Source organism: Pseudomonas sp. LBUM1670, assembly GCF_059695695.1.
On sequence record NZ_CP166783.1, the window covers coordinates 1,259,355 to 1,283,221 of the forward strand.

Consider the following 23,867-nt stretch of genomic DNA (forward strand, 5'->3'; position numbering starts at 1 on the left):
ATCTTTACATAGGCTTCCCCCCGAAATGATGGACATCAACGAGATTCGCGAATACCTGCCTCACCGTTACCCGTTCCTGCTGGTGGACCGGGTCGTGGATCTGGATGTGGAAGGCAAGCGCATTCGCGCCTACAAGAATGTCAGCATCAACGAACCGTTCTTCAATGGCCACTTCCCTGCGCATCCAATCATGCCGGGCGTGCTGATCATCGAAGCGATGGCTCAGGCTGCCGGGATCCTTGGTTTCAAGATGCTTGACGTGAAACCGGCCGACGGCACCCTTTACTACTTCGTCGGCTCCGACAAACTGCGTTTCCGTCAGCCGGTCAAGCCTGGCGACCAGTTGATCCTTGAAGCGACCTTCATCAGCTGCAAGCGCAAGATCTGGAAGTTTGAATGCCAGGCAACGGTGGATGGCAAGCCGGTCTGCTCGGCCGAGATCATCTGTGCGGAACAAAAAGTATGAGTTTGATTGACCCTCGCGCAATCATCGATCCGACGGCCGTTCTGGCCGACGGCGTCGAGGTCGGCCCTTGGTCGATCATCGGCGCAGGTGTGGAAATCGGCGAGGGGACAGTGATCGGGCCGCATGTGATTCTCAAGGGCCCGACCCGAATCGGTAAGCACAATCGCATCTACCAGTTTTCTTCGGTAGGCGAGGACACGCCCGATCTTAAATACAAAGGTGAAGAAACCCGTCTGATCATCGGTGACCACAACGTCATCCGTGAAGGCGTGACGATTCATCGCGGGACCATTCAGGACCGTTCGGAAACGACCCTGGGCGATCACAACCTGATCATGGCCTATGCCCACATCGGCCACGACAGCGTCATCGGCAACCACTGCATCCTGGTCAACAACACCGCGCTGGCGGGCCATGTGCACGTTGAAGACTGGGCGATCCTGTCCGGTTTTACCCTGGTTCACCAGTATTGCCACATCGGCGCCCACAGCTTTTCCGGCATGGGCACAGCCATTGGCAAGGACGTTCCAGCTTACGTCACCGTGTTCGGCAACCCCGCCGAAGCGCGCAGCATGAACTTCGAAGGCATGCGTCGCCGTGGTTTCAGCGAAGACGCGATCCACGCCCTGCGTCGTGCCTACAAGGTGGTTTACCGTCAAGGCCTGACCGTCGAACAAGCGCTCGCCGAACTGGCCGAACCCTCGGCGCAGTTTCCGGAAGTCGCGGTGTTCCGTGATTCCATCCAGTCTTCGACTCGCGGCATCACACGTTAACCATGGCTAATCTGCGTATTGCGCTGGTGGCGGGCGAGGCTTCCGGTGACATTCTGGGCGCCGGTCTCATGCGTGCGCTCAAGGCACAGCACCCGGCGGTCGAGTTCATCGGTGTCGGTGGTCCGCTGATGCAGGCCGAAGGCCTGACCTCGTATTTCCCGATGGAACGTCTCTCGGTCATGGGCCTGGTGGAAGTGCTGGGTCGACTGCGTGAGCTGCTCAAGCGTCGCAAGACGCTGATCGCTGACCTGATCGCCGAGAAGCCGGATGTGTTCATCGGTATCGATGCCCCGGACTTCAATCTCACTATCGAACTCAAGTTGCGTCAGGCCGGGATCAAGACCGTGCACTACGTCAGCCCGTCGGTCTGGGCGTGGCGGCAGAAGCGGGTGCTGAAGATTCGCGAAGGCTGCGACCTGATGCTGACGCTGTTCCCGTTTGAAGCAAAATTCTATGAAGAGAAGGGCGTGCCGGTACGGTTTGTCGGGCACACCCTGGCCGATGCGATTCCCCTCGAAGCTGATCGTCGCGCCGCACGCGCTGAGCTCGGTTTGCCTGATGGGCCATTGGTCGCGCTGATGCCGGGCAGTCGCGGTGGCGAAGTCGGGCGCCTGGGCACGTTGTTCCTCGATACCGCCGAGCGTTTGCGCGCCATGCGCCCAGGCGTGCGGTTCATTATTCCGTGCGCCAGTCCTCAGCGCCGTGCGCAGCTTGAAGAGTTGCTGGCCGGTCGCGATCTGCCGCTGACCCTGCTCGATGGCAAGTCCCATCTGGCGCTGGCAGCTTGCGATGCGGTGTTGATCGCTTCCGGAACGGCTACCCTTGAGGCGTTGTTGTACAAGCGGCCGATGGTGGTTGCCTATCGTTTGGCGCCTCTGACGTTCTGGATTCTCAAGCGCATGGTGAAGAGTCCCTACGTCTCGTTGCCGAACCTGTTGGCTCAGCGCCTGTTGGTACCCGAGTTGCTGCAGGACGATGCGACGGTTGAGGCGCTGGCCCAGACGCTGTCGCCATTGATCGAAGACGGCGAAGAGCAGACCCGTGGCTTCGACGAAATCCACCGGACCTTGCGTCTGGATGCCTCCAACCAGGCTGCGGATGCAGTGCTGAAGCTGATCGGCCAAGTACAATGAGTAAAACAAACATGCAAATGGGGCTGGATTTCACCTTGGTCGCTGAAGTCGAAGATCTGGTTGCCGGTGTTGACGAAGTCGGTCGCGGCCCGCTCTGCGGTGCCGTGGTCACCGCGGCGGTGATCCTTGATCCGAACCGTCCGATCCTCGGTTTGAACGATTCGAAGAAGCTCACCGAAGCCCGTCGCGAAAAGCTCTATGACGAAATCTGCGAGAAGGCCCTGAGCTGGTGCATCGCGCGCGCGGAAGTCGAAGAAATCGACGAACTGAACATCCTCCATGCCACCATGCTGGCCATGCAGCGCGCGATCGAAGGCCTGCACATTCAGCCAAAACTGGCGATGATCGACGGTAACCGCTGCCCGAAACTGTCCATGCGCGCCGAAGCGGTGGTCAAGGGTGACAGCAAGGTTCCGGCTATTGCCGCCGCATCGATTCTGGCCAAGGTCAGCCGCGATCGCGAAATGGCTGCTTTCGAATTGATTTACCCGGGTTACGGCATCGGTGGTCACAAGGGTTACCCGACGCCCGTCCATCTGGAAGCGCTGGCACGCCTGGGGCCGACGCCGATTCACCGCCGCTCTTTTGCGCCTGTGCGGCTGGCGTATGACGCGCGCGAAAGCCTCATAGAGAGTTAGTCGCGAGGCTGATGTTTTTCCCAAGGCCCGGTACAATCCGGGCCTTGTTGTCTTCACGTTTCTAGACAGGATCACTATGCCGGCTTCATTCGTTCATCTACGCCTGCACACTGAATATTCCCTGGTCGACGGTCTGGTGCGGATCAAACCGCTGGTCAAGACCCTGGTCGGCATGAACATGCCTGCCGTAGCGGTCACCGATCAGAACAACATGTGTTCCCTGGTCAAATTCTATAAAGCCGCCATGGGCGCAGGCATCAAGCCGATCTGCGGCGCCGACCTGTGGCTGTCGAACAAGGATCCGGACAACGCCCTGAGCCGGATCAGCCTGCTGGCAATGAACGCTGTCGGCTATCGCAACCTGACCGAACTGATTTCCCGCGGCTTCATCGACGGCCAGCGCAATGGCTCGATCATCATCGAGCGCGAGTGGGTGGCCGAAGCCAGCGAAGGCTTGATCATGTTGTCGGCGGCAAAAGAAGGCGAGATCGGCCTGGCCATGCTCAGCGGCAATCCGGCTGAAGCGGAAAACCTCGCGCGCGAATGGATGGCGGTGTTCCCGGATCGTTTCTATCTCGAGATCCAGCGCACCAATCGCCCCAACGATGAAGAACAACTGCACGGCGCCGTGGCCTTGGCCGAGAAAATCGGCGCGCCACTGGTTGCAACCAACGACGTGCGCTTCATCAAGCAGGAAGACTTTGCCGCTCACGAGACCCGCGTCTGCATCGGTGAGGGCCGCGCCCTCGACGATCCGCGGCGTTCAAAGAATTACAGCGATCAGCAATACCTCAAAAGCGCCGAGGAAATGGCCGAGCTGTTCAGCGATATTCCCGAGGCGCTGGAAAACACCGTCGAGATCGCCAAGCGCTGCAATATCGAAGTGAAACTGGGCACGCACTTCCTGCCCAACTTCCCGATTCCCGATGGCATGACCATCGACGAATATTTCCGCAAGGTGTCTTTCGACGGTCTGGAAGATCGTCTGAGCGTGCTGCTGCCCAAAGACACCACCGAAGACTATGAAGCCAAGCGCCAGGTCTACGTCGACCGGTTGAATTTCGAGCTGGATATCATTATCCAGATGGGCTTCCCCGGTTACTTTCTGATCGTTATGGACTTTATCCAGTGGGCCAAGAGTAACGGCGTGCCGGTAGGTCCTGGCCGGGGGTCGGGTGCCGGCTCGCTGGTGGCCTATGTGCAGAAGATCACCGACCTCGACCCGCTGGAATATGACCTGCTGTTCGAACGTTTCCTTAACCCGGAACGGGTCTCCATGCCCGACTTCGACGTCGACTTCTGCATGGACGGTCGCGACCGGGTGATCGACTACGTGGCCGAGAAATACGGCCGCAACGCGGTAAGCCAGATCATCACCTTCGGTTCCATGGCCGCCAAGGCGGTGGTCCGCGACGTGGCGCGGGTGCAGGGCAAGTCCTACGGTTTGGCGGATCGTCTGTCGAAGATGATTCCGTTCGAAGTCGGCATGACCCTGGAAAAAGCCTACGAGCAGGAAGAAATCCTCCGTGACTTCATCAAGGTCGATGAAGAGGCCGCGGAAATCTGGGAAATGGCGCGCAAGCTCGAAGGCGTTGTGCGTAACGTCGGCAAGCACGCTGGCGGCGTGGTCATCGCGCCGACCAAGCTGACTGACTTTTCGCCGATTTATTGCGACGAGGCCGGTGATGGCCTGGTAACCCAGTTCGACAAGGACGACGTTGAAGCCGCCGGTCTGGTGAAGTTCGACTTCCTCGGTCTGCGGACCCTGACGGTCATCGACTGGGCGTTGAAAACCATCAACCGCGATCGCGCCAAGGTCGACGAGCCACCGCTGGACATCGCGTTCATTCCGCTGGATGACAAGCCCACTTACCAGTTGCTGCAAAAAGCTGAAACCACCGCGGTGTTCCAGCTCGAGTCGCGCGGCATGAAAGAGCTGATCAAAAAGCTCAAGCCCGACTGCCTGGAAGACTTGATCGCACTGGTGGCCCTGTTCCGTCCGGGCCCTTTGCAATCGGGCATGGTTGACGACTTTATCAACCGTAAGCACGGTCGCGCCGAACTCGCGTACCCGCACTCGGACTACCAGTACGAAGGCCTCAAGCCTGTATTGGCACCGACCTACGGCATCATCCTGTATCAGGAACAGGTGATGCAGATTGCCCAGGTCATGGCCGGTTACACCCTCGGCGGTGCGGACATGCTGCGTCGGGCCATGGGTAAGAAAAAGCCTGAAGAGATGGCCAAGCAGCGTGGCGGTTTCATTGAAGGTTGCGCCACCAACAACATCGACGCCGACCTGGCCGGTAACATTTTCGACCTGGTGGAAAAATTCGCCGGTTACGGCTTCAACAAATCCCACTCCGCTGCGTATGGCCTGGTGTCGTACCAGACTGCGTGGCTGAAAACGCACTACCCGGCGCCGTTCATGGCCGCGGTACTGTCGGCGGATATGCACAACACCGACAAGGTCGTGACCTTGATCGAAGAAATTCGCACCATGAAGCTGCGTCTCGACGCGCCGGATGTGAATACCTCCGAGTTCAAGTTCACGGTGAATGACGAAGGCCGAATCATCTACGGCCTCGGCGCGATCAAGGGTGTGGGTGAAGGCCCGGTCGAGGCAATTACCGAGGCGCGTCAGGACGGGCCGTTCAAGGACCTGTTCGATTTCTGCGCCCGTGTCGACCTCAAGCGCATCAACAAACGCACCCTGGACGGGTTGATCCGCAGCGGCGCGCTGGACCGTCTGGGCCCGTATTTCCATGACGAACCGAAAGCCTATCAAGCGAGCATCGACCAGAACCGCGCGGTCTTGCTGAATGCGATGGAAGGGGCGATCAAGGCCGCCGAACAAACCGCCCGCACCCACGACAGTGGCCATGCCGACCTGTTTGGCGGGTTGTTCGTCGAGGAAGATGCCGACGTCTATGCCAATCACCGCAAGGCGAAAGAGCTGACCCTGAAGGAACGCCTGAAAGGGGAGAAAGACACCCTTGGCCTGTATCTGACCGGTCACCCGATCGACGAATACGAAGGCGAGATCCGCCGTTTTGCCCGTCAGCGCATCATCGACCTGAAGCCGGCGCGCGATACGCAGACCGTCGCAGGCATGATCATCGCCCTGCGAGTGATGAAGAACAAAAAGGGCGACAAGATGGGTTTCATCACCCTCGACGACCGCTCGGGCCGGATCGAAGCCTCGCTGTTCGCCGACGCGTTCCATTCGGCGCAGTCGCTGTTGCAGACTGACGCGATGGTGGTGGTTGAAGGCGAAGTCAGCAACGACGACTTCTCTGGCGGCCTGCGCCTGCGGGTCAAGCGGGTGATGAGCATGGAAGATGCGCGCACCAACCTGGCTGAAAGCCTGCGATTGAAGCTGCAGACCAAGGATTTGAAGGGCGATCAGCTACGCTGGCTGGGTGAGTTGTTCAAGCGTCACCGCGGCGCGTGCCCGATCACCATGGAGTACACGAGCCCCGATGCGAAGGCCTTGCTGCAGTTCGGCGAGACCTGGCGAATCGACCCGGCGGATGCGTTGATTCAAGCCCTGCGTGACCAGTTCGGGCGAGACAACGTCTTCCTCCAATACCGTTGACGGTCAGGTGCCCTCTGTACAGCCTGATCTCGACCTGAATTTTTAATCTCGACCTGAACGCGCCTGTCCCTTAAGGTAGGGCGCGAATAGACAACCGGCCGGCCCAAGCTCTCTTGGACGTCGACCCTAGACGGACGCCTATGAACCCGAATTTTCTAGATTTCGAACAGCCGATCGCCGACCTGCAAGCCAAGATCGAAGAGTTGCGCTTGGTCGGTAACGACAATTCGCTGAATATCGGCGATGAGATCTCCCGCCTGCAGGACAAAAGCAGCACGCTGACCGAAGACATCTTCGGCAAGCTGACCAGCTGGCAGATCGCGCGTCTGGCGCGTCACCCGAAACGTCCATATACCCTGGACTACATCGAACACATCTTCACCGAGTTCGACGAGTTGCACGGCGACCGTCACTTCTCCGACGACGCTGCCATCGTTGGCGGCGTGGCCCGTCTGGATGACCAGCCGGTGATGATCATCGGTCACCAGAAAGGCCGCGAAGTGCGCGAGAAGGTTCGCCGCAACTTCGGCATGCCGCGTCCGGAAGGCTACCGCAAGGCGTGCCGCCTGATGGAAATGGCCGAACGTTTCAAGATGCCGATCCTGACCTTCATCGATACGCCGGGCGCCTACCCTGGCATCGACGCTGAAGAGCGCAACCAGAGCGAAGCGATTGCCTGGAACCTGCGCGTCATGGCCCGCCTGAAAACCCCAATCATCGCCACCGTGATCGGTGAAGGTGGTTCCGGTGGTGCACTGGCAATCGGCGTGTGCGATCAGCTGAACATGCTGCAGTATTCGACCTACGCAGTGATCTCGCCGGAAGGTTGTGCTTCGATTCTGTGGAAAACCGCTGAAAAAGCACCGGACGCCGCTGAAGCCATGGGCATCACCGCCGAGCGCCTGAAAGGCCTGGGCATCGTCGACAAAGTGATCGGCGAGCCTTTGGGCGGCGCTCATCGTGACCCGGCTGCGGCCGCTGCATCGATCCGTGCCGAGCTGACATTGCAACTGGCGATGCTGAAGAAGTTCGATAACGAAGCGCTGCTGGCCCGTCGTTACGAGCGTCTGATGAGCTACGGTCTCTGATCTGATCTCGCTTTACCCATGTGGGAGCGGGCTTGCTCGCGAAGGCGGTATAACATTCAACACATCAGTTGACTGTTAAACCGCTTTCGCGAGCAAGCCCGCTCCCACATTTGATTTGTGCAAAGTGATCGATATGAGTCCAATGATTGATCTTCCTGCCAAGCTCCTTCTGAACCTTGCTCCGTGGCGCAATGCCACAACCTGGCGTGTCGCCTTCTCCGGTGGTCTCGACTCAACCGTCTTGCTGCACCTGCTCGCCCACCTCGCAAGAACCGAATCCCTGCCGACGCTCAGCGCCATCCATATCCACCACGGCCTTCAGGCTGCGGCTGATGAGTGGCCGGAACACTGCCAGTCTGTCTGTGATGGGCTGGGTGTCCCTTTGCAGGTTGTTCGCGTCCAGGTTCAACCCGGCGCCAGCCTCGAACGTGCCGCCCGTGATGCGCGCTATGGAGCGTTCATCGAGGCTACCCGGACCAATGAGGTGTTGCTGACCGCCCAACACCGTGATGATCAGGCGGAAACTTTGCTGTTTCGGCTGTTGCGCGGGGCAGGGGTGAGAGGGTTATCGGGGATGCCGCGTCAACGTGCGTTGGGCAAAGGGCATCTGTTGCGACCATTGCTCGATGTCACGCGAGCAGAGTTGGAGGCTTACGCGGACGAGCATCAATTGAGCTGGATCGAAGACCCTTCGAACCAGGATCGTCAGTTTTCGCGCAATTACCTGCGGCATCAGGTTTTCCCGGTCATGACCGAGCGCTGGCCGCAAGCGGTGGCGAGCATGGCCCGCAGCGCGGCGCATCTGAGCGAAGCGCAGGGGCTGCTCGATGAGCTGGCGCACATCGATCTGACTCATGCCGGTACCGTCAGTGAATTCGATTGGCTGGGGGTGCCGTCCCTTGAGCTGTCGCCGATTGCAAACCTGTCCGTCGCTCGCCAGCGAAATGCAGTGAGTCACTGGCTCTCATCGCTGACGCGTCTGCCGGACAGTGACCATTGGTCGGGTTGGGAGGATTTGCGTGATGCCACCGGCGATGCTCGTCCGATCTGGCGTTTGGCGGATGGCGAGCTGCATCGGGCAGGCGGACGCATCTGGTGGTTATCCGGTCATTGGCTACGTCCTGCACTCGACGTCGGGCGGTGGGCTGATCCCTCGCAAGCGTTGGTTTTGCCTGATAACGGCGTGCTCAAGCTCACCGGGCAAATCCCCGAAGGCCCGCTGCATATACGCTATCGTGAAGGAGGGGAGGCCATGAGCCTGCCCGATCGCGGCCATCGGGACCTGAAGCGCTTGCTTAACGAGCGCGGGGTTCCAGGGTTCGTCCGTGGCAGATTGCCGCTGCTCTTTCGAGGCGAGCAGTTGCTGGCGGTGGCCAACCTGCGGGGCTTGAATGGTAGCGTGCAGGACGGCTGGAATTTGCATTGGCAGCCATCGAACGAAGATCAAGGTTTGAGCTGAAAGGGGCTTTCCGGTAGACTACGCTCCCTTCTTGATACAACTTCTGTGGATTCGCCTGAATTGCAGGAGTTGCCGATTACCAAGCAGTCTTTGCTGGGCGATTCCAAAAAATGTGTAGCGAGCAACGTACCGGTGTTTCAACTCCCGGTCTGTCCCAACGCAGCGGTTTTTTTGAAAGGTGCACTGTGATTAATGCAGGTGATCGGGGGCTTCGGCCTTCCTTCGCTTTCCCCGGCGGCTCGGACCGCTTTAACGCAGACTTCTAGGGTTTTTCATGACGCGCTACATATTCGTCACGGGCGGTGTTGTTTCTTCATTGGGGAAAGGCATTGCATCGGCTTCATTGGCGGCCATCCTGGAGGCGCGGGGACTTAAGGTCACCATGCTGAAGCTGGATCCGTACATCAACGTCGATCCGGGCACCATGAGCCCGTTCCAGCACGGTGAAGTGTTCGTCACCCACGACGGCGCCGAGACCGACCTGGACCTGGGCCACTACGAGCGGTTCATCCGCACGACCATGACCCAGAACAACAACTTCACCACCGGCCGTGTCTACGAACACGTCCTGCGCAAAGAGCGCCGTGGTGATTACCTGGGCGCCACCATCCAGGTGATCCCGCACATCACCGACGAAATCAAGCGCCGGATCATCAAGGGCGCCGGCGATGCCGACGTGGCGATGGTCGAGATCGGTGGCACCGTGGGTGACATCGAGTCGCAACCGTTCCTCGAAGCGATCCGTCAATTGCGTTTCGAAGTCGGCGCCAAGCGCGCGATGCTGATGCACCTGACGCTGGTGCCGTACATCGCCACTGCCGGCGAAACCAAAACCAAGCCAACCCAGCACTCGGTCAAGGAACTGCGTTCCATCGGCCTGCAACCTGATGTGCTGGTGTGCCGCTCCGATCACCCGATCGACATTTCCTCGCGTCGCAAGATCGCGCAATTCACCAACGTTGAAGAACGTGCGGTAATCGCGCTGGAAGACGCCGACACCATCTACAAGATCCCGGGCATTCTGCATTCGCAAGGCCTGGATGATTTTGTGGTCGAGCGTTTCGGCCTGCAATGTGGCGGCGCCGATCTGTCCGAATGGGAAGCCGTGGTTGACGCCAAGCTCAACCCTGAGCACGAAGTCACCATCGCCATGGTCGGCAAGTACATGGAACTGCTGGACGCCTACAAGTCGCTGATCGAAGCGATGAGTCACGCCGGCATCAGCAACCGCACCAAGGTCAACCTGCGCTACATCGATTCCGAAGACATCGAAAACCAGGGCACCGCGCTGCTGGAAGGCGTCGACGCGATTCTGGTTCCAGGCGGCTTCGGTCTGCGTGGCGTGGAAGGCAAGATCACCGCCGTCCAGTACGCTCGCGAAAACAAGGTCCCGTACCTCGGCATCTGCCTGGGCATGCAAGTGGCTGTGATCGAGTTCGCTCGTAACGTCATGGGCTGGAAAGACGCCAACTCCACCGAGTTCGATCGCGCAAGCGGTCACCCGGTCGTGGGTCTGATCACCGAGTGGGAAGATGCCACCGGCGCGGTCGAAACCCGTACCGAAACGTCCGATCTGGGTGGCACCATGCGCCTCGGCGCACAGGATTGCCTGCTTGAGCCGGGTTCCCTGGTGCACGACTGCTACGGCAAGGACGTGATCGTCGAGCGTCACCGTCACCGCTACGAAGTGAACAACAACCTGCTGCCGAAAATCATGGAAGCCGGTCTGAAAATCTCCGGTCGCTCCGGTGATGGCGCGCTGGTTGAAGTGGTCGAAGCCCCGGATCATCCATGGTTCGTCGCTTGCCAGTTCCACCCTGAGTTCACCTCGACACCACGCGACGGTCACCCGTTGTTCAGCGGTTTCGTCAAAGCAGCTTTGGCTCAACACCAGAAGAAGGCTTGAACCTTATGGCGCAGAAGATCATCCGCGTAGGCGATATCGAGATTGCCAACGACAAGCCAATGGTGCTGTTCGGTGGCATGAACGTGCTGGAAAGCCGCGACATGGCGATGCAGGTCTGCGAAGAATACGTAAAGGTCACCGAGAAACTCGGTATCCCTTACGTGTTCAAGGCCAGCTTCGACAAGGCCAACCGTTCTTCCGTGACCTCTTACCGTGGCCCCGGCCTGGAAGAGGGCATGCGGATTTTCCAGGACATCAAGCAAGCCTTCGGCGTGCCGATCATCACCGACGTCCACGAGCCTGATCAGGCCGCGGTCGTCGCTGAAGTCTGCGACATCATCCAGCTGCCGGCCTTCCTGTCGCGCCAGACCGACCTTGTGGTCGCGATGGCCAAGACCGGTGCGGTGATCAACATCAAGAAAGCCCAGTTCCTTGCGCCTCAGGAAATGAAACACATCCTGAACAAGTGCGTGGAAGCGGGTAACGATCAGTTGATCCTCTGCGAACGCGGTTCGAGCTTCGGCTACAACAACCTGGTCGTCGACATGCTCGGCTTCGGCATCATGAAGCAGTTCGAATACCCGGTGTTCTTCGACGTGACCCACGCGCTGCAAATGCCCGGTGGTCGTTCCGATTCCGCCGGCGGTCGTCGCGCCCAGGTCCTCGATCTGGCGAAAGCCGGGATCAGCCAGTCACTGGCCGGTCTGTTCCTCGAAGCCCACCCGGACCCGGACAACGCCAAATGCGACGGCCCTTGTGCCTTGCGTCTGGACAAACTGGAGCCATTCCTGGCCCAGCTCAAAGCGTTGGACGAACTGGTGAAGAGTTTTCCGACGGTAGAAACCGCGTAATCCTCATTTCTCCGGTAAAGTACCGCACGAATTAACGCTCAGGCCCTCGGGCCTGAGCCTTATCGTCCGCAAGTCTGCCCGCTGCACACCACTTGCCGACGGTAAAAGATTTCCTCTAGCTGCGTCGTTTTCGTCAACTTTGGAGTGTTTACAACAATGGCAAAAATCGTCGACATCAAAGGTCGTGAAGTTCTCGACTCCCGTGGCAACCCCACCGTGGAAGCGGACGTGCTTCTCGATAACGGCATCATCGGCAGCGCTTGCGCGCCGTCCGGTGCTTCCACTGGCTCGCGTGAAGCGCTCGAGCTGCGTGATGGCGACAAGAGCCGTTACCTGGGCAAGGGCGTTCTGAAAGCCGTCGCCAACATCAACGGTCCGATCCGCGACCTGTTGAAAGGTGCAGACCCAAGCGACCAGAAAGCGCTGGATCACGCGATGATCAAGCTGGACGGTACTGACAACAAAGGTTCCCTGGGCGCCAACGCGATCCTCGCCGTTTCCCTGGCCGCGGCCAAGGCAGCAGCTCAGGACCAGGACCTGCCGCTGTACGCTCACATCGCCAACCTGAACGGCACCCCGGGTGTTTACTCGATGCCGGTTCCGATGATGAACATCATCAACGGTGGCGAGCACGCCGATAACAACGTCGACATCCAGGAATTCATGGTTCAGCCGGTTGGCGCCAAGTCTTTCTCGGAAGGTCTGCGCATGGGCACCGAGATTTTCCATCACCTCAAAGCCGTTCTGAAGGCCCGTGGCCTGAGCACTGCTGTCGGTGACGAAGGTGGTTTCGCGCCGAACCTGGCGTCCAACGAAGACGCTTTGAAAGTGATCTCCGAAGCCGTGGCCAACGCCGGTTACACCCTGGGCACCGACGTGACCCTGGCTCTGGACTGCGCGGCCAGCGAGTTCTACGAAGACGGCCAGTACAACCTGTCTGGCGAAGGCCAGGTGTTCACCGCTGAAGGTTTCGCCGATTACCTGAAAGGTCTGACCGAGCGTTACCCGATCATCTCCATCGAAGATGGCCTGGACGAGTCCGACTGGGCTGGCTGGAAAATCCTCACCGACAAGATCGGCGAGAAGGTCCAATTGGTAGGCGACGACCTGTTCGTGACCAACACCACGATCCTGAAAGAAGGCATCGATAAAAAGATCGCCAACTCGATCCTGATCAAGTTCAACCAGATCGGCACCCTGACCGAAACCCTGGAAGCCATCCAGATGGCCAAGGCCGCTGGTTACACCGCCGTGATCTCGCACCGCTCCGGCGAAACCGAAGATTCGACCATTGCCGACCTGGCTGTGGGCACTTCGGCTGGCCAGATCAAGACCGGCTCCCTGTGCCGTTCCGATCGCGTGTCCAAGTACAACCAACTGCTGCGTATCGAAGAGCAGTTGAATGGCAAAGCCAAGTACAACGGCCGCAGCGAGTTCCGTGGTTAAGCGGTTGATGGTAAAAAGACACCGGATTGTGTCGGAAAAATCGCTACAGCGATGGATTTGCCACTAATCTGATGCCTTATTAGCACAAGCCTGGATATTCCAGGCTTCGTGCTATCAGACGCTTCAAAGTTTTGGCATGGCTGTCTTTTTTCACTGGATACCTGATATTCGATGCGCAGTCCCAATTGGTTGTTCCTCGTCTTGCTCTTGTTGCTGGCTGGCCTGCAATACCGCCTGTGGGTAGGTAATGGCAGTCTGGCGCAAGTGGCCGAGCTGACTCAGCAGATTGCGGATCAGCAGGCCGAGAACCAGACATTGCTGGAGCGCAATCGGGTGATGGACGCTGAAGTCAGCGAGTTGAAAAAGGGCATGGAGACCGTTGAAGAGCGGGCTCGCCATGAGTTGGGCATGGTCAAGGACGGTGAAACCCTTTACCAGTTGGCGCAATGAATTCCTCGTTACCGGCCTTCTGGGCCGTGATTCCTGCCGCGGGCGTCGGTGCCCGTATGGCCGCAGACCGTCCCAAGCAATATTTGCAACTGGGCGGGCGCACTATTCTCGAACACAGCCTCGGCTGTTTCCTTGATCATCCTTCCCTGAAGGGGTTGGTGGTCAGTCTTGCTGTGGATGATCCTTACTGGCCGAATCTGGCGTGCGCTGGCGATTCGCGTATTCAACGCGTTGACGGTGGCGCCGAGCGTTCCGGGTCGGTGCTCAATGCCTTGCTGCATCTGCATGCGTTGGGTGCTGGCGATGAGGATTGGGTGTTGGTCCACGATGCCGCGCGGCCCAATCTGAGCCGTGATGATCTGGACAAGTTGCTGGTTGAACTGGCTGAAGATCCCGTTGGCGGACTGCTGGCGGTTCCGGCTCGCGATACCCTGAAGCGGGTCGACAAGCACGGTCGCGTGGTTGAAACCGTGGATCGCAGCGTGATCTGGCAAGCGTATACGCCGCAGATGTTTCGCCTTGGCGCGTTGCATCGGGCGCTGGCGGACAGCCTGGTGGCCGATGCGGTTATCACCGATGAGGCTTCGGCCATGGAATGGTCAGGCCTGGCGCCACGGCTGATCGAAGGGCGGGCGGACAACCTGAAAGTTACGCGCCCCGAAGATCTGGAATGGCTCCGTCAGCGTTGGGCTAATCGCCGCTGACTGCTGCGTTGTCTATTAGATTGCTTTCGCGAGCAAGCCCGCTCCCACACGGGTTCTGCGCCAGACCAAAAATATGCGACCAACCACCATCAAATGTGGGAGCGGGCTTGCTCGCGAAAGCCGTAGTTCAGCCAACAAATCGCTCACTGATGTGCGATGCCTGATTTAACCCTGATACTCCGGCCGCTCGGCCAAACCTTCCTTGAGAAAATCCACCAACTTGCGCACCTTCGGCGACAGATGTCGTTGCTGTGGATAAAGCGCCCACACCGCAGTGTTGGGCGGCTGATGCGCCTCAAGCAATGAAATCAAAGAGCCGTTTTTCAGGTGTTCCAACACGTAATAGTCCGGCAGCTGACACAAACCGACGCCTTGTAACGCCGCATCCAGCACCGCTTGCCCACTGTTACAGCGCCAGTTTCCCTGCACCCGTTGCGAAAATTCCCGCCCGTTCTGTTCCAGTTGCCAGAGGTCCGAGCTACCGATGAGGCAGTTGTGGCGGCTCAGTTCCGACAAGCTGTGTGGGCGACCATACCGCTCCAGGTAGGAGGGTGATGCGCACAGATACATGCGCCGTGGCGCTAGGCGCGTTGCGACCAACCTTGAATCCTGAAGGCGACCGAGACGGATCGCCAGATCCAGACCTTCATGCACCAGATCCAGTTGCCGGTTGCTCAGTTCGATATCGATTCGAAGTTGCGGATAGAGCCCCATGAATCGCGTCACCAGTGGCACGATAAACCGTTCGCCATACGCCACCGCACAGGTCATGCGCAACATGCCTTTGGGCTCGCTGGTCAGATCGCCGACCGCACGCAGCGCTTCTTCGCGACCATCCTGCAATCGCTGACAGTGTTGCAGAAAGGTTTGCCCGGCTTCGGTCAGCGTGACGCGACGAGTGCTTCGATACAGCAGTCGCGTCTGAAGGCGCTCTTCGAGGCGTACTATTTGGCGACTGATGTGGGAGGAAGAAACCCCGAGACGTTCCGCCGCCGCCGTAAATTGGCTGCACTCAGCCACGGCGACGAACTCATCAATACCTTCCCAACGGTTCTCGGACATCAAGGATTATCCCTGTGTGGCAATAATGTTTTGCTTTTGTCCGGATTATTCATCGTCAGGCACTGTATTACACTCCCTGTCTTGCTTTTATTCACTGGAGAATCCACATGATCAAGTCGCGCGCCGCCGTTGCCTTCGAGGCCAAGAAACCCCTCGAGATCGTTGAAGTCGATGTCGCCATGCCCAAGGCCGGTGAAGTTTTGCTGCGTGTGGTTGCCTCCGGTGTCTGCCATACCGATGCGTACACGCTGTCGGGCGCTGATCCGGAAGGCATCTTCCCGTCGATCCTCGGTCACGAAGGTGGCGCAGTGGTTGAAGCGATCGGCGAGGGCGTGACCTCCGTGGCTGTCGGCGATCACGTCATCCCGCTTTACACACCGGAATGTCGCAAATGCAAATTCTGCCTCTCGGGCAAAACCAACCTGTGTCAGGCCATTCGTGCGACCCAGGGCAAAGGCCTGATGCCGGACGGCACTTCGCGTTTTTCCTACAAGGGCCAGCCGATTTTCCACTACATGGGTACCTCGACGTTTTCCGAGTACACCGTGTTGCCGGAAATCTCCGTCGCCAAAATTCCTAAAGAAGCGCCACTGGAAAAAGTCTGCCTGCTCGGCTGCGGTGTCACCACCGGCATCGGCGCGGTGCTCAATACCGCCAAGGTAAAACCGGGTGATACCGTGGCCATTTTCGGCCTCGGCGGCATCGGTCTGTCGGCGGTCATCGGCGCGGTCAAAGCCAAGGCTGCACGCATCATCGCCATCGACATCAATCCGGCCAAATTCGAGATTGCCAAACAGCTCGGTGCAACCGACTGCGTGAACCCGAAAGACTTCGACCGTCCGATCCAGGAAGTCATCGTCGACATGACCGATGGCGGCGTGGACTTTTCCTTCGAGTGCATCGGCAATGTCCAATTGATGCGCGCCGCACTTGAGTGCTGCCACAAGGGTTGGGGCGAATCAGTGATCATCGGCGTGGCCGGTGCCGGTCAGGAAATCGCTACCCGTCCATTCCAGTTGGTGACCGGTCGCGTCTGGCGCGGTTCGGCGTTCGGCGGTGTGCGGGGTCGCACCGAATTGCCAAGCTATGTCGAAATGGCCGAAACCGGCGAAATCCCGCTGGACACGTTCATCACCCACACCATGGGCCTGGAAGATATCAACAAGGCTTTCGACCTGATGCATGAAGGAAAAAGCATCCGTTCCGTCATCCATTTCTGAGGTCTGTCATGAGCCTGGAAAATATCTCCTGTCAGAAAAGCTTCGGCGGCTGGCACAAACGCTACCGGCACCGTTCCGATGTGCTGGGCTGCGACATGGTGTTTGCCGTGTACCTGCCGCCGCAAGCGGAGCAGGGCGGCAAACTGCCGGTGCTGTACTGGTTGTCCGGCCTGACTTGCACCGACGAGAACTTCATGCAAAAGGCCGGTGTTATGCGCATGGCCGCCGAGCTGGGGCTGATCATCGTTGCACCGGATACCAGCCCTCGTGGTTCTGATGTGCCCGGTGACCCGGATGGCGCCTGGGACTTCGGTCTCGGCGCCGGGTTTTATCTGAATGCCACGCAGGAACCGTGGTCCCGGCACTATCGGATGCATGACTATGTCGTGCAGGAATTGCCGGCATTGGTTGAGGCGCATTTCCCGGCATCGGACAAGCGCGGCATCAGCGGCCACTCCATGGGCGGCCACGGTGCTCTGGTCTGCGCCTTGCGCAATCCGGGACGCTATCTGTCGGTGTCGGCATTCTCGCCCATCAACAATCCGATGGACTGCCCATGGGGCCAGAAAGCCTTTTCCCGTTACCTGGGCGAAGACCGTTCGAAATGGCGTGAATGGGACGCCTGCGCCTTGATTGCCGAGGCTGACGAGAAGCTGCCGCTATTGGTCGACCAAGGAGATCGTGATGATTTTCTGGCCACGCAGCTCAAGCCTGAAGCCTTGCAACAAGCGACCAAGCTGGCCGGTCATCCGCTGACGTTGCGCCTGCAACCGGGCTACGACCACAGCTATTTCTTCATCGCCAGCTTCATCGACGACCACTTGCAACATCACGGACGCGCCCTAGGCGTCTAATGCAGGTAGAATCACGCCCTGACAAAAATCGGGGCGTTTTTTTATGCGTATTGGCCACGGCTATGATGTGCACCGTTTCGCTGAAGGCGATTTCATTACTCTGGGCGGCGTGCGCATTGCACACAGCTTCGGGCTGCTCGCTCACTCCGACGGTGACGTCCTGCTGCACGCCTTGAGCGATGCCTTGCTCGGCGCCGCTGCGCTGGGTGATATCGGCAAACACTTCCCCGACACCGACCCGACCTTCAAGGGCGCTGACAGCCGTGGGCTGTTGCGTCATGTCGTCGCACTGATCCACGCCAAAGGCTGGAAAGTCGGCAACGTCGATAACACCATCGTCGCCCAGGCGCCGAAAATGGCCCCGCATATCGAATCGATGCGCGCGCTGATTGCCGCGGATCTTCAAGTTGAGTTGGATCAAGTGAACGTAAAAGCTACCACCACCGAAAAACTCGGCTTTGTCGGTCGCGAAGAAGGCATCGCCGTCCACTCCGTAGCCTTGTTGCTGCGCGCATGAACGAACTGCAATTGCTTGGCCCGCGTGCCTACGGTGAAGCCCTCGGCACCGCGGTGTTGAAAGCCACGGCGGAAGACTTCCAGGTCGATGAAGTGCTCAACATCCCACTCAGTGGCGATGGCGAACATTTGTGGATCTGGGTGGAAAAGCGCGGCCTGAATACCGAAGAAGCGGCACGGCGAATTGCCAAGGCGGCGGGCGTGCCATTGCGCACCGTCAGTTACGCCGGCCTCAAGGATCGTCAGGCGCTGACTCGCCAGTGGTTCAGCGTGCAACTGCCGGGCAAGGCTGATCCTGATTTGTCGTCGGCGGAAAACGACACGCTGAAAATCCTCAAGACCGGTCGACATAAACGCAAGCTGCAACGCGGAGCCCATTCGGCCAACGGTTTCACTTTGCGCCTGACTCAATTCGCTGGCGACAAAGCGGCCATCGAAGGGCGTCTGCAACTGATCGCCAAACAAGGTATTCCCAATTATTTCGGCGCCCAGCGATTCGGGTTTGACGGCGGCAATGTGGTCGACGCGCGAGCCTGGGCCGCGCGCAAGGCATTGCCGGAGCAACGCAACGTTCGTTCGCGGTTGCTCTCCACCGCTCGCAGTTTTCTGTTCAACCAGGTGTTGGCGGCGCGTGTGGCGGATGGCACCTGGCAGCAGGCGCAGGTCGGTGATCTGCTGGCCTTTACCGACAGCCGAAGCTTCTTTCCGGCCGGTGAGGCCGAGTGCAGCGACCCGCGATTGGCGATTCTCGACTTGCACCCGACCGGCCCGCAGTGGGGCGAAGGTGACTCACCGGCGACGGGCGCTGTCCATGAACTGGAGCAGGCAATCGCCGCGCGCGAAGCGGATCTGCGCGATTGGTTGATTAACGCCGGTATGAGCCACGAACGTCGCATCCTGCGACTGCCCATTGGTGGGTTGACGTGGCATTATCCCGAGCCTGACATTCTGCAACTGGAATTCGTCCTGCCGGCCGGATGCTTCGCCACCGTATTGGTGCGTGAACTCGTCGATCTGGTGCCGGTGGGGCAGACGGACAGCCCATGCGTATTCTGATTTCTAACGACGACGGAGTAACCGCACCCGGTCTCGCTGCGCTTTATGCTGCGCTGGCGGATTACACCGAATGCGTGGTTATTGCCCCGGACCAGGACAAAAGCGGCGCCAGCAGTTCGCTGACGCTCGACCGTCCGTTGCACCCGCAGACATTGGCCAACGGCTTTATCAGCCTCAATGGCACACCGACCGATTGCGTGCACCTGGGCCTCAACGGCTTGCTGGAGCGCGAACCGGACATGGTGGTTTCCGGCATCAACCTGGGCGCCAACCTGGGGGACGATGTGTTGTATTCCGGCACCGTGGCCGCGGCCCTTGAAGGGCGTTTCCTGGAGCGTCCTTCGTTTGCCTTTTCGTTCGTCTCACGGCAAGTCGAGAACCTTCCCACGGCCGCTTACTACGCGCGCAAACTGGTGGAAGCCCACGCAGATCTTCAGCTGCCACCGCGCACGGTACTGAACGTGAACATTCCCAATTTGCCGCTGGATCACATCCGCGGAATCCAGCTGACTCGCCTCGGTCATCGCGCCCGCGCGGCGGCACCGATGAAAGTGGTCGACCCGCGTGGCAAGTCCGGTTACTGGATCGCTGCGGCGGGCGATGCCGAAGACGGTGGCCCGGGCACCGATTTCCATGCGGTGATGCAAGGCTATGTGTCCGTCACGCCACTGCAACTGGATCGCACCTTCAATGATGCCTTCCGAAGCCTCGATGGCTGGCTGGAGGGACTGCGCTAATGGCTCGTGAACAAGACCCGATGCATCGCGGTATCGGGATGACCTCGCAACGCACCCGCGAGCGTCTGATTCAGCGGTTGTATGAGGAGGGCATTTCCAACGCCAAGGTGCTGGAAGTGATCCGCCGTACGCCGCGGCACCTGTTCGTCGACGAGGCGTTGGCGCACCGTGCCTATGAAGACACGGCGTTGCCGATCGGCAACAACCAGACGATCTCCCAGCCTTACATGGTGGCCCGCATGAGCGAGCTGCTGCTGGAAGCGGGCCCGCTGGACAAGGTGATGGAAATCGGCACGGGCTCGGGTTATCAGACCGCGATCCTGTCGCAACTGGTCGAGCGGGTTTTTTCCGTCGAGCGCATCAAGGTTTTGCAGGACCGGGCCAAGGAACGTCTGGTCGATCTCAACTTGCGCAACGTGGTCTTTCGCTGGGGCGATGGTTGGGAAGGCTGGCCGGCGCTGGCACCTTACAACGGCATTATCGTGACGGCGGTGGCGACCGATGTGCCTCAGGCATTGCTCGACCAGTTGGCGCCCGGAGGGCGACTGGTGATACCGGTCGGGTCAGGTGAGGTTCAACAGTTGATGCTGATCATCCGCGAAGAACACGGGTTTTCCAGGCGTGTTCTGGGGGCGGTGCGTTTCGTTCCTTTGCTCAACGGGCCACTGGCCTGAGCATTTGTTTCGTCGCGGTGAATTCTCTTCGATTGCCCCTGTCTTACAGCGGCGTCGATCAGTTAAACGGTATTCATCGTCAGGTAGCAAACGTGTGCTTCGCTTCATTAAGGGTAAAGCCTGCACAGCCCGTTATACTGACGACACTTCATGCCGGGAGCACGGCAATTCAACATTTCAGCCACCACAAAGGGAGCGGCGGGTGAGTCTCACAGTCATTGCGCAGCGAATGGGTATAACGAGCTTTCAGCGCCTGGTGACTGGCCTTGTCTTGAGCACCTTGCTGGTCGGTTGTTCCAGCACCAAATCGAGTGACGTGCGCGTTGTCGATCGCAACAATGCCGTCGCCCAGCGTCCGGCAGTGACCACGGGCCAGTATGTGGTTCGACCTAAAGACACCTTGTTCTCGATCGCATTTCGCTACGGCTGGGACTACAAAGCCCTCGCGGCGCGCAACAACATTCCTACGCCATACACGATACATCCGGGTCAGACGATTCGCTTTGACGGTCGCACCGGTTCAACGCCGACGGCGGTGGTCAGCCCGGCCGATACGGCACCTTCGTCGTCCAGTAAAACCACTGTAATCCGGCGCCAGCCAAATGGCGCAACTACGACGACAACGGTGGTTGCACCGTCCGTCGCCAACAAGCCAGCACCTGCTCCGATGCCTCCGGCAGGCCCAGCCCCGGCCGGCTGGGGATGGCCTTCTAATGGCATCTTGATTGGAAAATTCTCTTCAAACGGCAGTTTGAATAAAGGAATTGATATCGCCGGGGATTTGGGACAGCCTGTTTTAGCTGCGTCTGATGGGACGGTGGTATACGCCGGGAGTGGCTTAAGGGGCTACGGCGAATTGGTCATCATCAAACACAGCGATACCTACGTTAGCGCCTACGGACATAACCGCAGGCTGTTGGTTCGGGAGGGGCAGCAGGTCAAGGTCGGACAGACAATTGCCGAAATGGGGTCAACGGGTACAGACCGGGTGAAACTGCATTTTGAGATTCGCCGACAAGGTAAACCTGTAGATCCACTGCAGTTCCTGCCACGTCGTTGATTTGTTACCAGCTTGTTCCGTCACGTAGAGGAACAGGCTCCAGCGTTGCCAAGGATAGAGGCGCCGCTTGAGCTTGAGGTCGAACTCACCAAAGGACTATAACAATGGCTCTCAGTAAAGAAGTGCCGGAGTTTGACATCGACGATGAGGTTCTCCTGATGGAGACCGGCATCGAGACGGATTCGATGTCGAATGATGAAGGGGCAGCTCCACCTTCCGTTCGTGCCAAATCCAAACACTCCGCTGCGTTAAAGCAACACAAGTACATTGACTACACGCGTGCACTCGATGCCACGCAGCTGTATCTCAATGAGATAGGCTTTTCCCCTCTGCTGTCGCCCGAAGAAGAAGTTCATTTTGCGCGCCTGTCGCAAAGTGGCGATCCGGCCGGGCGCAAACGCATGATTGAAAGCAACCTGCGGCTGGTGGTGAAAATCGCCCGACGCTATGTCAATCGTGGCTTGTCGCTACTGGACCTGATCGAAGAGGGCAACCTCGGGCTGATCCGGGCGGTAGAGAAGTTCGACCCCGAACGTGGCTTCCGTTTTTCGACCTACGCAACCTGGTGGATTCGTCAGACCATCGAGCGCGCGATAATGAATCAGACCCGGACCATTCGGTTGCCGATCCATGTGGTCAAAGAGCTCAACGTGTACCTGCGGGCCGCACGGGAGCTGACGCAAAAACTAGATCACGAACCCTCACCCGAAGAAATCGCCAACCTGCTGGAAAAACCGGTGGGAGAGGTCAAGCGCATGCTCGGCCTGAACGAGCGGGTTTCTTCGGTCGACGTCTCGCTGGGTCCGGATTCGGATAAAACCCTGCTGGACACCCTTACCGATGACCGCCCAACCGATCCATGTGAACTGCTGCAGGATGACGACCTGTCTCAGAGCATCGATCAATGGCTCTCGGAACTGACCGACAAGCAGCGCGAGGTGGTGATACGCCGCTTCGGTCTGCGCGGTCATGAGAGCAGCACGCTGGAAGATGTAGGCCTGGAAATTGGCCTGACCCGCGAACGCGTCAGACAGATCCAGGTTGAAGGCCTGAAGCGTCTGCGGGAGATTCTGGAGAAGAATGGTCTGTCCAGCGAGTCGCTGTTTCAATAAGCGAATCGCTTGAGCAGCACGCAAAAAGCCCCGACTGGTTCGGGGCTTTTTGTTGTCTGTAGGAGTTGGCTTGCTGGCGATGAACGATTACGCGGTTAACCAGGTAAGCCGTGTAATCGTTCATCGCCAGCAAGCCGGCTCCTACACATTCAGCACTAGATATAGAGCCCCTTGGGAGATCTCAGGTTTGTAGTCTCGCGTTGTAAGTCTTTGCTTACTCTTTCGTAAGTGTTCGTTATTTTTACACCCTGGCAGACGTCTATTGCTGTATGAGGTCGATTTTATTTGATTGATTTATATGGATATTAATTAACGTTATCTGCATATGACTGCTCGTTTTCGCCTCTCAGAGCGATTGCGCTTGCCTGGGAACTCTCTAGTATTCAGGTTGTGTCGACGGACAGACACGCCCTTCAAGGATGAGGGGAAAGGACATTGCAGGATGCGGTTCATCAGGACGATGAAAAGGAACACAGGGAATAGGGAAAAAATGGGCGGGTCAAACCGCCCCTTTTTTTTGCCTGCAAAAAGTCAAAAGATCGCAGCCTTCGGCAGCTCCTACAGGTGCAAACAAAACCTGTGTAGGAGCTGCCGAAGGCTGCGATCTTTTGATTTTGTAAAACAAAAAAGGCCCGCAAGGGGCCTTTTCGGGAACGCGGGGAAAATCAGCGTTCGAGGTCTTTGATCTTGCCTTTGACGCCATCCCACTCTTCGGCATCCGGCATCGATTCTTTCTTCTCGGTGATGTTTGGCCAGATTTCGGCCAACTCAACGTTCAGCTGAATGAATTCCTGCATTTCTTCCGGGACTTCATCTTCGGAGAAGATGGCCACGGCAGGGCATTCTGGTTCGCACAGTGCGCAGTCGATGCACTCATCCGGGTGAATCACCAGGAAGTTCGGGCCTTCGTAAAAGCAGTCCACCGGACAGACTTCTACGCAGTCGGTGTACTTGCACTTGATGCAGTTGTCGGTGACGACGAAGGTCATTTCTAATTTTCTCCTCAGGCGGCGGCAGCGGAGCCCCTTCACGTTGGGGTCGCCAGGTTTGGGAGCGATAGTCTG

At 58.6% G+C, this 23,867-nt stretch carries 22 protein-coding genes; 20 read left to right on the plus strand and 2 right to left on the minus strand.

What is annotated here, in order from left to right; genetic code table 11:
* Positions 1–25: 25 nt before the first annotated feature.
* From fabZ to ispD, 12 genes are all read left to right on the plus strand, one after another.
* Positions 26–466, plus strand: coding sequence for a 3-hydroxyacyl-ACP dehydratase FabZ (gene fabZ / locus ACA073_RS05715; RefSeq protein ID WP_497402260.1), 441 nt, complete (start codon positions 26–28; stop codon positions 464–466).
* The gene (gene lpxA, locus ACA073_RS05720) at positions 463–1,239 is read left to right on the plus strand and encodes an acyl-ACP--UDP-N-acetylglucosamine O-acyltransferase (protein WP_497402262.1); all 777 of its coding nucleotides are present in this window, start codon (positions 463–465) and stop codon (positions 1,237–1,239) included. The genes fabZ and lpxA overlap by 4 nt, the downstream gene beginning before the upstream one ends.
* A 2-nt stretch (positions 1,240–1,241) precedes the next feature.
* On the plus strand, positions 1,242–2,372 hold the full coding sequence (gene lpxB / locus ACA073_RS05725; protein WP_497402264.1) for a lipid-A-disaccharide synthase: 1,131 nt from the start codon (positions 1,242–1,244) through the stop codon (positions 2,370–2,372).
* 11 nt (positions 2,373–2,383) lie between these two features.
* Positions 2,384–3,010 (plus strand): ribonuclease HII, encoded by a 627-nt coding sequence (gene rnhB / locus ACA073_RS05730; RefSeq protein WP_497403993.1) that lies wholly within the window; start codon positions 2,384–2,386, stop codon positions 3,008–3,010.
* Positions 3,011–3,086: 76 nt separating this feature from the next.
* Complete coding sequence (dnaE, locus tag ACA073_RS05735; protein WP_497402266.1) at positions 3,087–6,608, plus strand: DNA polymerase III subunit alpha; 3,522 nt, start codon at positions 3,087–3,089, stop codon at positions 6,606–6,608.
* Between the two features lie 140 nt (positions 6,609–6,748).
* Positions 6,749–7,696 (plus strand): acetyl-CoA carboxylase carboxyltransferase subunit alpha, encoded by a 948-nt coding sequence (locus ACA073_RS05740; protein WP_497402268.1) that lies wholly within the window; start codon positions 6,749–6,751, stop codon positions 7,694–7,696.
* Between the two features lie 133 nt (positions 7,697–7,829).
* Positions 7,830–9,155 carry a tRNA lysidine(34) synthetase TilS gene (gene tilS / locus ACA073_RS05745; RefSeq protein ID WP_497402270.1) on the plus strand — a complete coding sequence of 442 codons (1,326 nt, stop codon included), beginning with the start codon at positions 7,830–7,832 and terminating at the stop codon, positions 9,153–9,155.
* A 274-nt stretch (positions 9,156–9,429) separates the two neighbouring features.
* Positions 9,430–11,061: a CTP synthase gene (gene pyrG, locus ACA073_RS05750; RefSeq protein WP_157714753.1), complete on the plus strand. Its 1,632-nt coding sequence runs from the start codon at positions 9,430–9,432 to the stop codon at positions 11,059–11,061.
* 5 nt (positions 11,062–11,066) lie between these two features.
* Positions 11,067–11,912, plus strand: coding sequence for a 3-deoxy-8-phosphooctulonate synthase (kdsA, locus tag ACA073_RS05755; protein WP_150630801.1), 846 nt, complete (start codon positions 11,067–11,069; stop codon positions 11,910–11,912).
* Positions 11,913–12,068: 156 nt separating this feature from the next.
* The gene (gene eno / locus ACA073_RS05760; protein WP_497402272.1) at positions 12,069–13,358 is read left to right on the plus strand and encodes a phosphopyruvate hydratase; all 1,290 of its coding nucleotides are present in this window, start codon (positions 12,069–12,071) and stop codon (positions 13,356–13,358) included.
* Positions 13,359–13,529: 171 nt separating this feature from the next.
* Positions 13,530–13,808 (plus strand): cell division protein FtsB, encoded by a 279-nt coding sequence (gene ftsB, locus ACA073_RS05765; RefSeq protein WP_008057335.1) that lies wholly within the window; start codon positions 13,530–13,532, stop codon positions 13,806–13,808.
* Positions 13,805–14,512: a 2-C-methyl-D-erythritol 4-phosphate cytidylyltransferase gene (gene ispD, locus ACA073_RS05770; RefSeq protein ID WP_497402274.1), complete on the plus strand. Its 708-nt coding sequence runs from the start codon at positions 13,805–13,807 to the stop codon at positions 14,510–14,512. The genes ftsB and ispD overlap by 4 nt, the downstream gene beginning before the upstream one ends.
* 165 nt (positions 14,513–14,677) lie before the next feature.
* Here ispD and ACA073_RS05775 read toward each other — a convergent pair whose 3' ends face one another.
* Positions 14,678–15,574 (minus strand): LysR family transcriptional regulator, encoded by an 897-nt coding sequence (locus ACA073_RS05775; protein ID WP_497402276.1) that lies wholly within the window; start codon positions 15,572–15,574, stop codon positions 14,678–14,680.
* 107 nt (positions 15,575–15,681) lie between these two features.
* Between ACA073_RS05775 and ACA073_RS05780 the strand changes: the two genes are divergently transcribed.
* From ACA073_RS05780 to rpoS, 8 genes are all read left to right on the plus strand, one after another.
* Positions 15,682–16,794: an S-(hydroxymethyl)glutathione dehydrogenase/class III alcohol dehydrogenase gene (locus tag ACA073_RS05780; RefSeq protein WP_497402278.1), complete on the plus strand. Its 1,113-nt coding sequence runs from the start codon at positions 15,682–15,684 to the stop codon at positions 16,792–16,794.
* A gap of 8 nt (positions 16,795–16,802) precedes the next feature.
* Positions 16,803–17,648 (plus strand): S-formylglutathione hydrolase, encoded by an 846-nt coding sequence (fghA, locus tag ACA073_RS05785; protein WP_497402280.1) that lies wholly within the window; start codon positions 16,803–16,805, stop codon positions 17,646–17,648.
* A gap of 43 nt (positions 17,649–17,691) precedes the next feature.
* A complete protein-coding gene (gene ispF / locus ACA073_RS05790) occupies positions 17,692–18,165 on the plus strand; it encodes a 2-C-methyl-D-erythritol 2,4-cyclodiphosphate synthase (RefSeq protein WP_497402282.1) in 474 nt (157 codons plus the stop codon).
* On the plus strand, positions 18,162–19,220 hold the full coding sequence (truD, locus tag ACA073_RS05795; protein ID WP_497402284.1) for a tRNA pseudouridine(13) synthase TruD: 1,059 nt from the start codon (positions 18,162–18,164) through the stop codon (positions 19,218–19,220). Before ispF ends, truD begins: the two co-directional genes overlap by 4 nt.
* Positions 19,208–19,957 carry a 5'/3'-nucleotidase SurE gene (gene surE / locus ACA073_RS05800; protein ID WP_497402286.1) on the plus strand — a complete coding sequence of 250 codons (750 nt, stop codon included), beginning with the start codon at positions 19,208–19,210 and terminating at the stop codon, positions 19,955–19,957. Before truD ends, surE begins: the two co-directional genes overlap by 13 nt.
* A 38-nt stretch (positions 19,958–19,995) precedes the next feature.
* Positions 19,996–20,631: a protein-L-isoaspartate(D-aspartate) O-methyltransferase gene (locus ACA073_RS05805; protein WP_174602683.1), complete on the plus strand. Its 636-nt coding sequence runs from the start codon at positions 19,996–19,998 to the stop codon at positions 20,629–20,631.
* 202 nt (positions 20,632–20,833) lie between these two features.
* Entirely contained in the window at positions 20,834–21,691 is an 858-nt protein-coding gene (locus ACA073_RS05810; RefSeq protein ID WP_497402288.1) for a peptidoglycan DD-metalloendopeptidase family protein, read from the plus strand.
* 104 nt (positions 21,692–21,795) lie between these two features.
* A complete protein-coding gene (gene rpoS / locus ACA073_RS05815; RefSeq protein ID WP_497402289.1) occupies positions 21,796–22,803 on the plus strand; it encodes an RNA polymerase sigma factor RpoS in 1,008 nt (335 codons plus the stop codon).
* A gap of 665 nt (positions 22,804–23,468) precedes the next feature.
* Here the strand turns inward: rpoS and fdxA are convergent.
* Complete coding sequence (fdxA, locus tag ACA073_RS05820; protein ID WP_054047139.1) at positions 23,469–23,792, minus strand: ferredoxin FdxA; 324 nt, start codon at positions 23,790–23,792, stop codon at positions 23,469–23,471.
* Positions 23,793–23,867 lie beyond the last annotated feature (75 nt).

Coding starts and splice junctions, on each gene's coding strand:
- rpoS (WP_497402289.1), top strand. CDS start 21,796: ATGGCTCTCAGTAAAGAAGTGCCGGAGTTTGACATCGACGATGAGGTT.
- rnhB (WP_497403993.1), top strand. CDS start 2,384: ATGCAAATGGGGCTGGATTTCACCTTGGTCGCTGAAGTCGAAGATCTG.
- ispD (WP_497402274.1), top strand. CDS start 13,805: ATGAATTCCTCGTTACCGGCCTTCTGGGCCGTGATTCCTGCCGCGGGC.
- ACA073_RS05775 (WP_497402276.1), bottom strand. CDS start 15,574: ATGTCCGAGAACCGTTGGGAAGGTATTGATGAGTTCGTCGCCGTGGCT.
- pyrG (WP_157714753.1), top strand. CDS start 9,430: ATGACGCGCTACATATTCGTCACGGGCGGTGTTGTTTCTTCATTGGGG.
- lpxA (WP_497402262.1), top strand. CDS start 463: ATGAGTTTGATTGACCCTCGCGCAATCATCGATCCGACGGCCGTTCTG.
- dnaE (WP_497402266.1), top strand. CDS start 3,087: ATGCCGGCTTCATTCGTTCATCTACGCCTGCACACTGAATATTCCCTG.
- kdsA (WP_150630801.1), top strand. CDS start 11,067: ATGGCGCAGAAGATCATCCGCGTAGGCGATATCGAGATTGCCAACGAC.
- tilS (WP_497402270.1), top strand. CDS start 7,830: ATGAGTCCAATGATTGATCTTCCTGCCAAGCTCCTTCTGAACCTTGCT.
- eno (WP_497402272.1), top strand. CDS start 12,069: ATGGCAAAAATCGTCGACATCAAAGGTCGTGAAGTTCTCGACTCCCGT.
- fghA (WP_497402280.1), top strand. CDS start 16,803: ATGAGCCTGGAAAATATCTCCTGTCAGAAAAGCTTCGGCGGCTGGCAC.
- surE (WP_497402286.1), top strand. CDS start 19,208: ATGCGTATTCTGATTTCTAACGACGACGGAGTAACCGCACCCGGTCTC.
- ACA073_RS05740 (WP_497402268.1), top strand. CDS start 6,749: ATGAACCCGAATTTTCTAGATTTCGAACAGCCGATCGCCGACCTGCAA.
- ftsB (WP_008057335.1), top strand. CDS start 13,530: ATGCGCAGTCCCAATTGGTTGTTCCTCGTCTTGCTCTTGTTGCTGGCT.
- ACA073_RS05805 (WP_174602683.1), top strand. CDS start 19,996: ATGACCTCGCAACGCACCCGCGAGCGTCTGATTCAGCGGTTGTATGAG.
- fabZ (WP_497402260.1), top strand. CDS start 26: ATGATGGACATCAACGAGATTCGCGAATACCTGCCTCACCGTTACCCG.
- ispF (WP_497402282.1), top strand. CDS start 17,692: ATGCGTATTGGCCACGGCTATGATGTGCACCGTTTCGCTGAAGGCGAT.
- truD (WP_497402284.1), top strand. CDS start 18,162: ATGAACGAACTGCAATTGCTTGGCCCGCGTGCCTACGGTGAAGCCCTC.
- lpxB (WP_497402264.1), top strand. CDS start 1,242: ATGGCTAATCTGCGTATTGCGCTGGTGGCGGGCGAGGCTTCCGGTGAC.
- fdxA (WP_054047139.1), bottom strand. CDS start 23,792: ATGACCTTCGTCGTCACCGACAACTGCATCAAGTGCAAGTACACCGAC.
- ACA073_RS05780 (WP_497402278.1), top strand. CDS start 15,682: ATGATCAAGTCGCGCGCCGCCGTTGCCTTCGAGGCCAAGAAACCCCTC.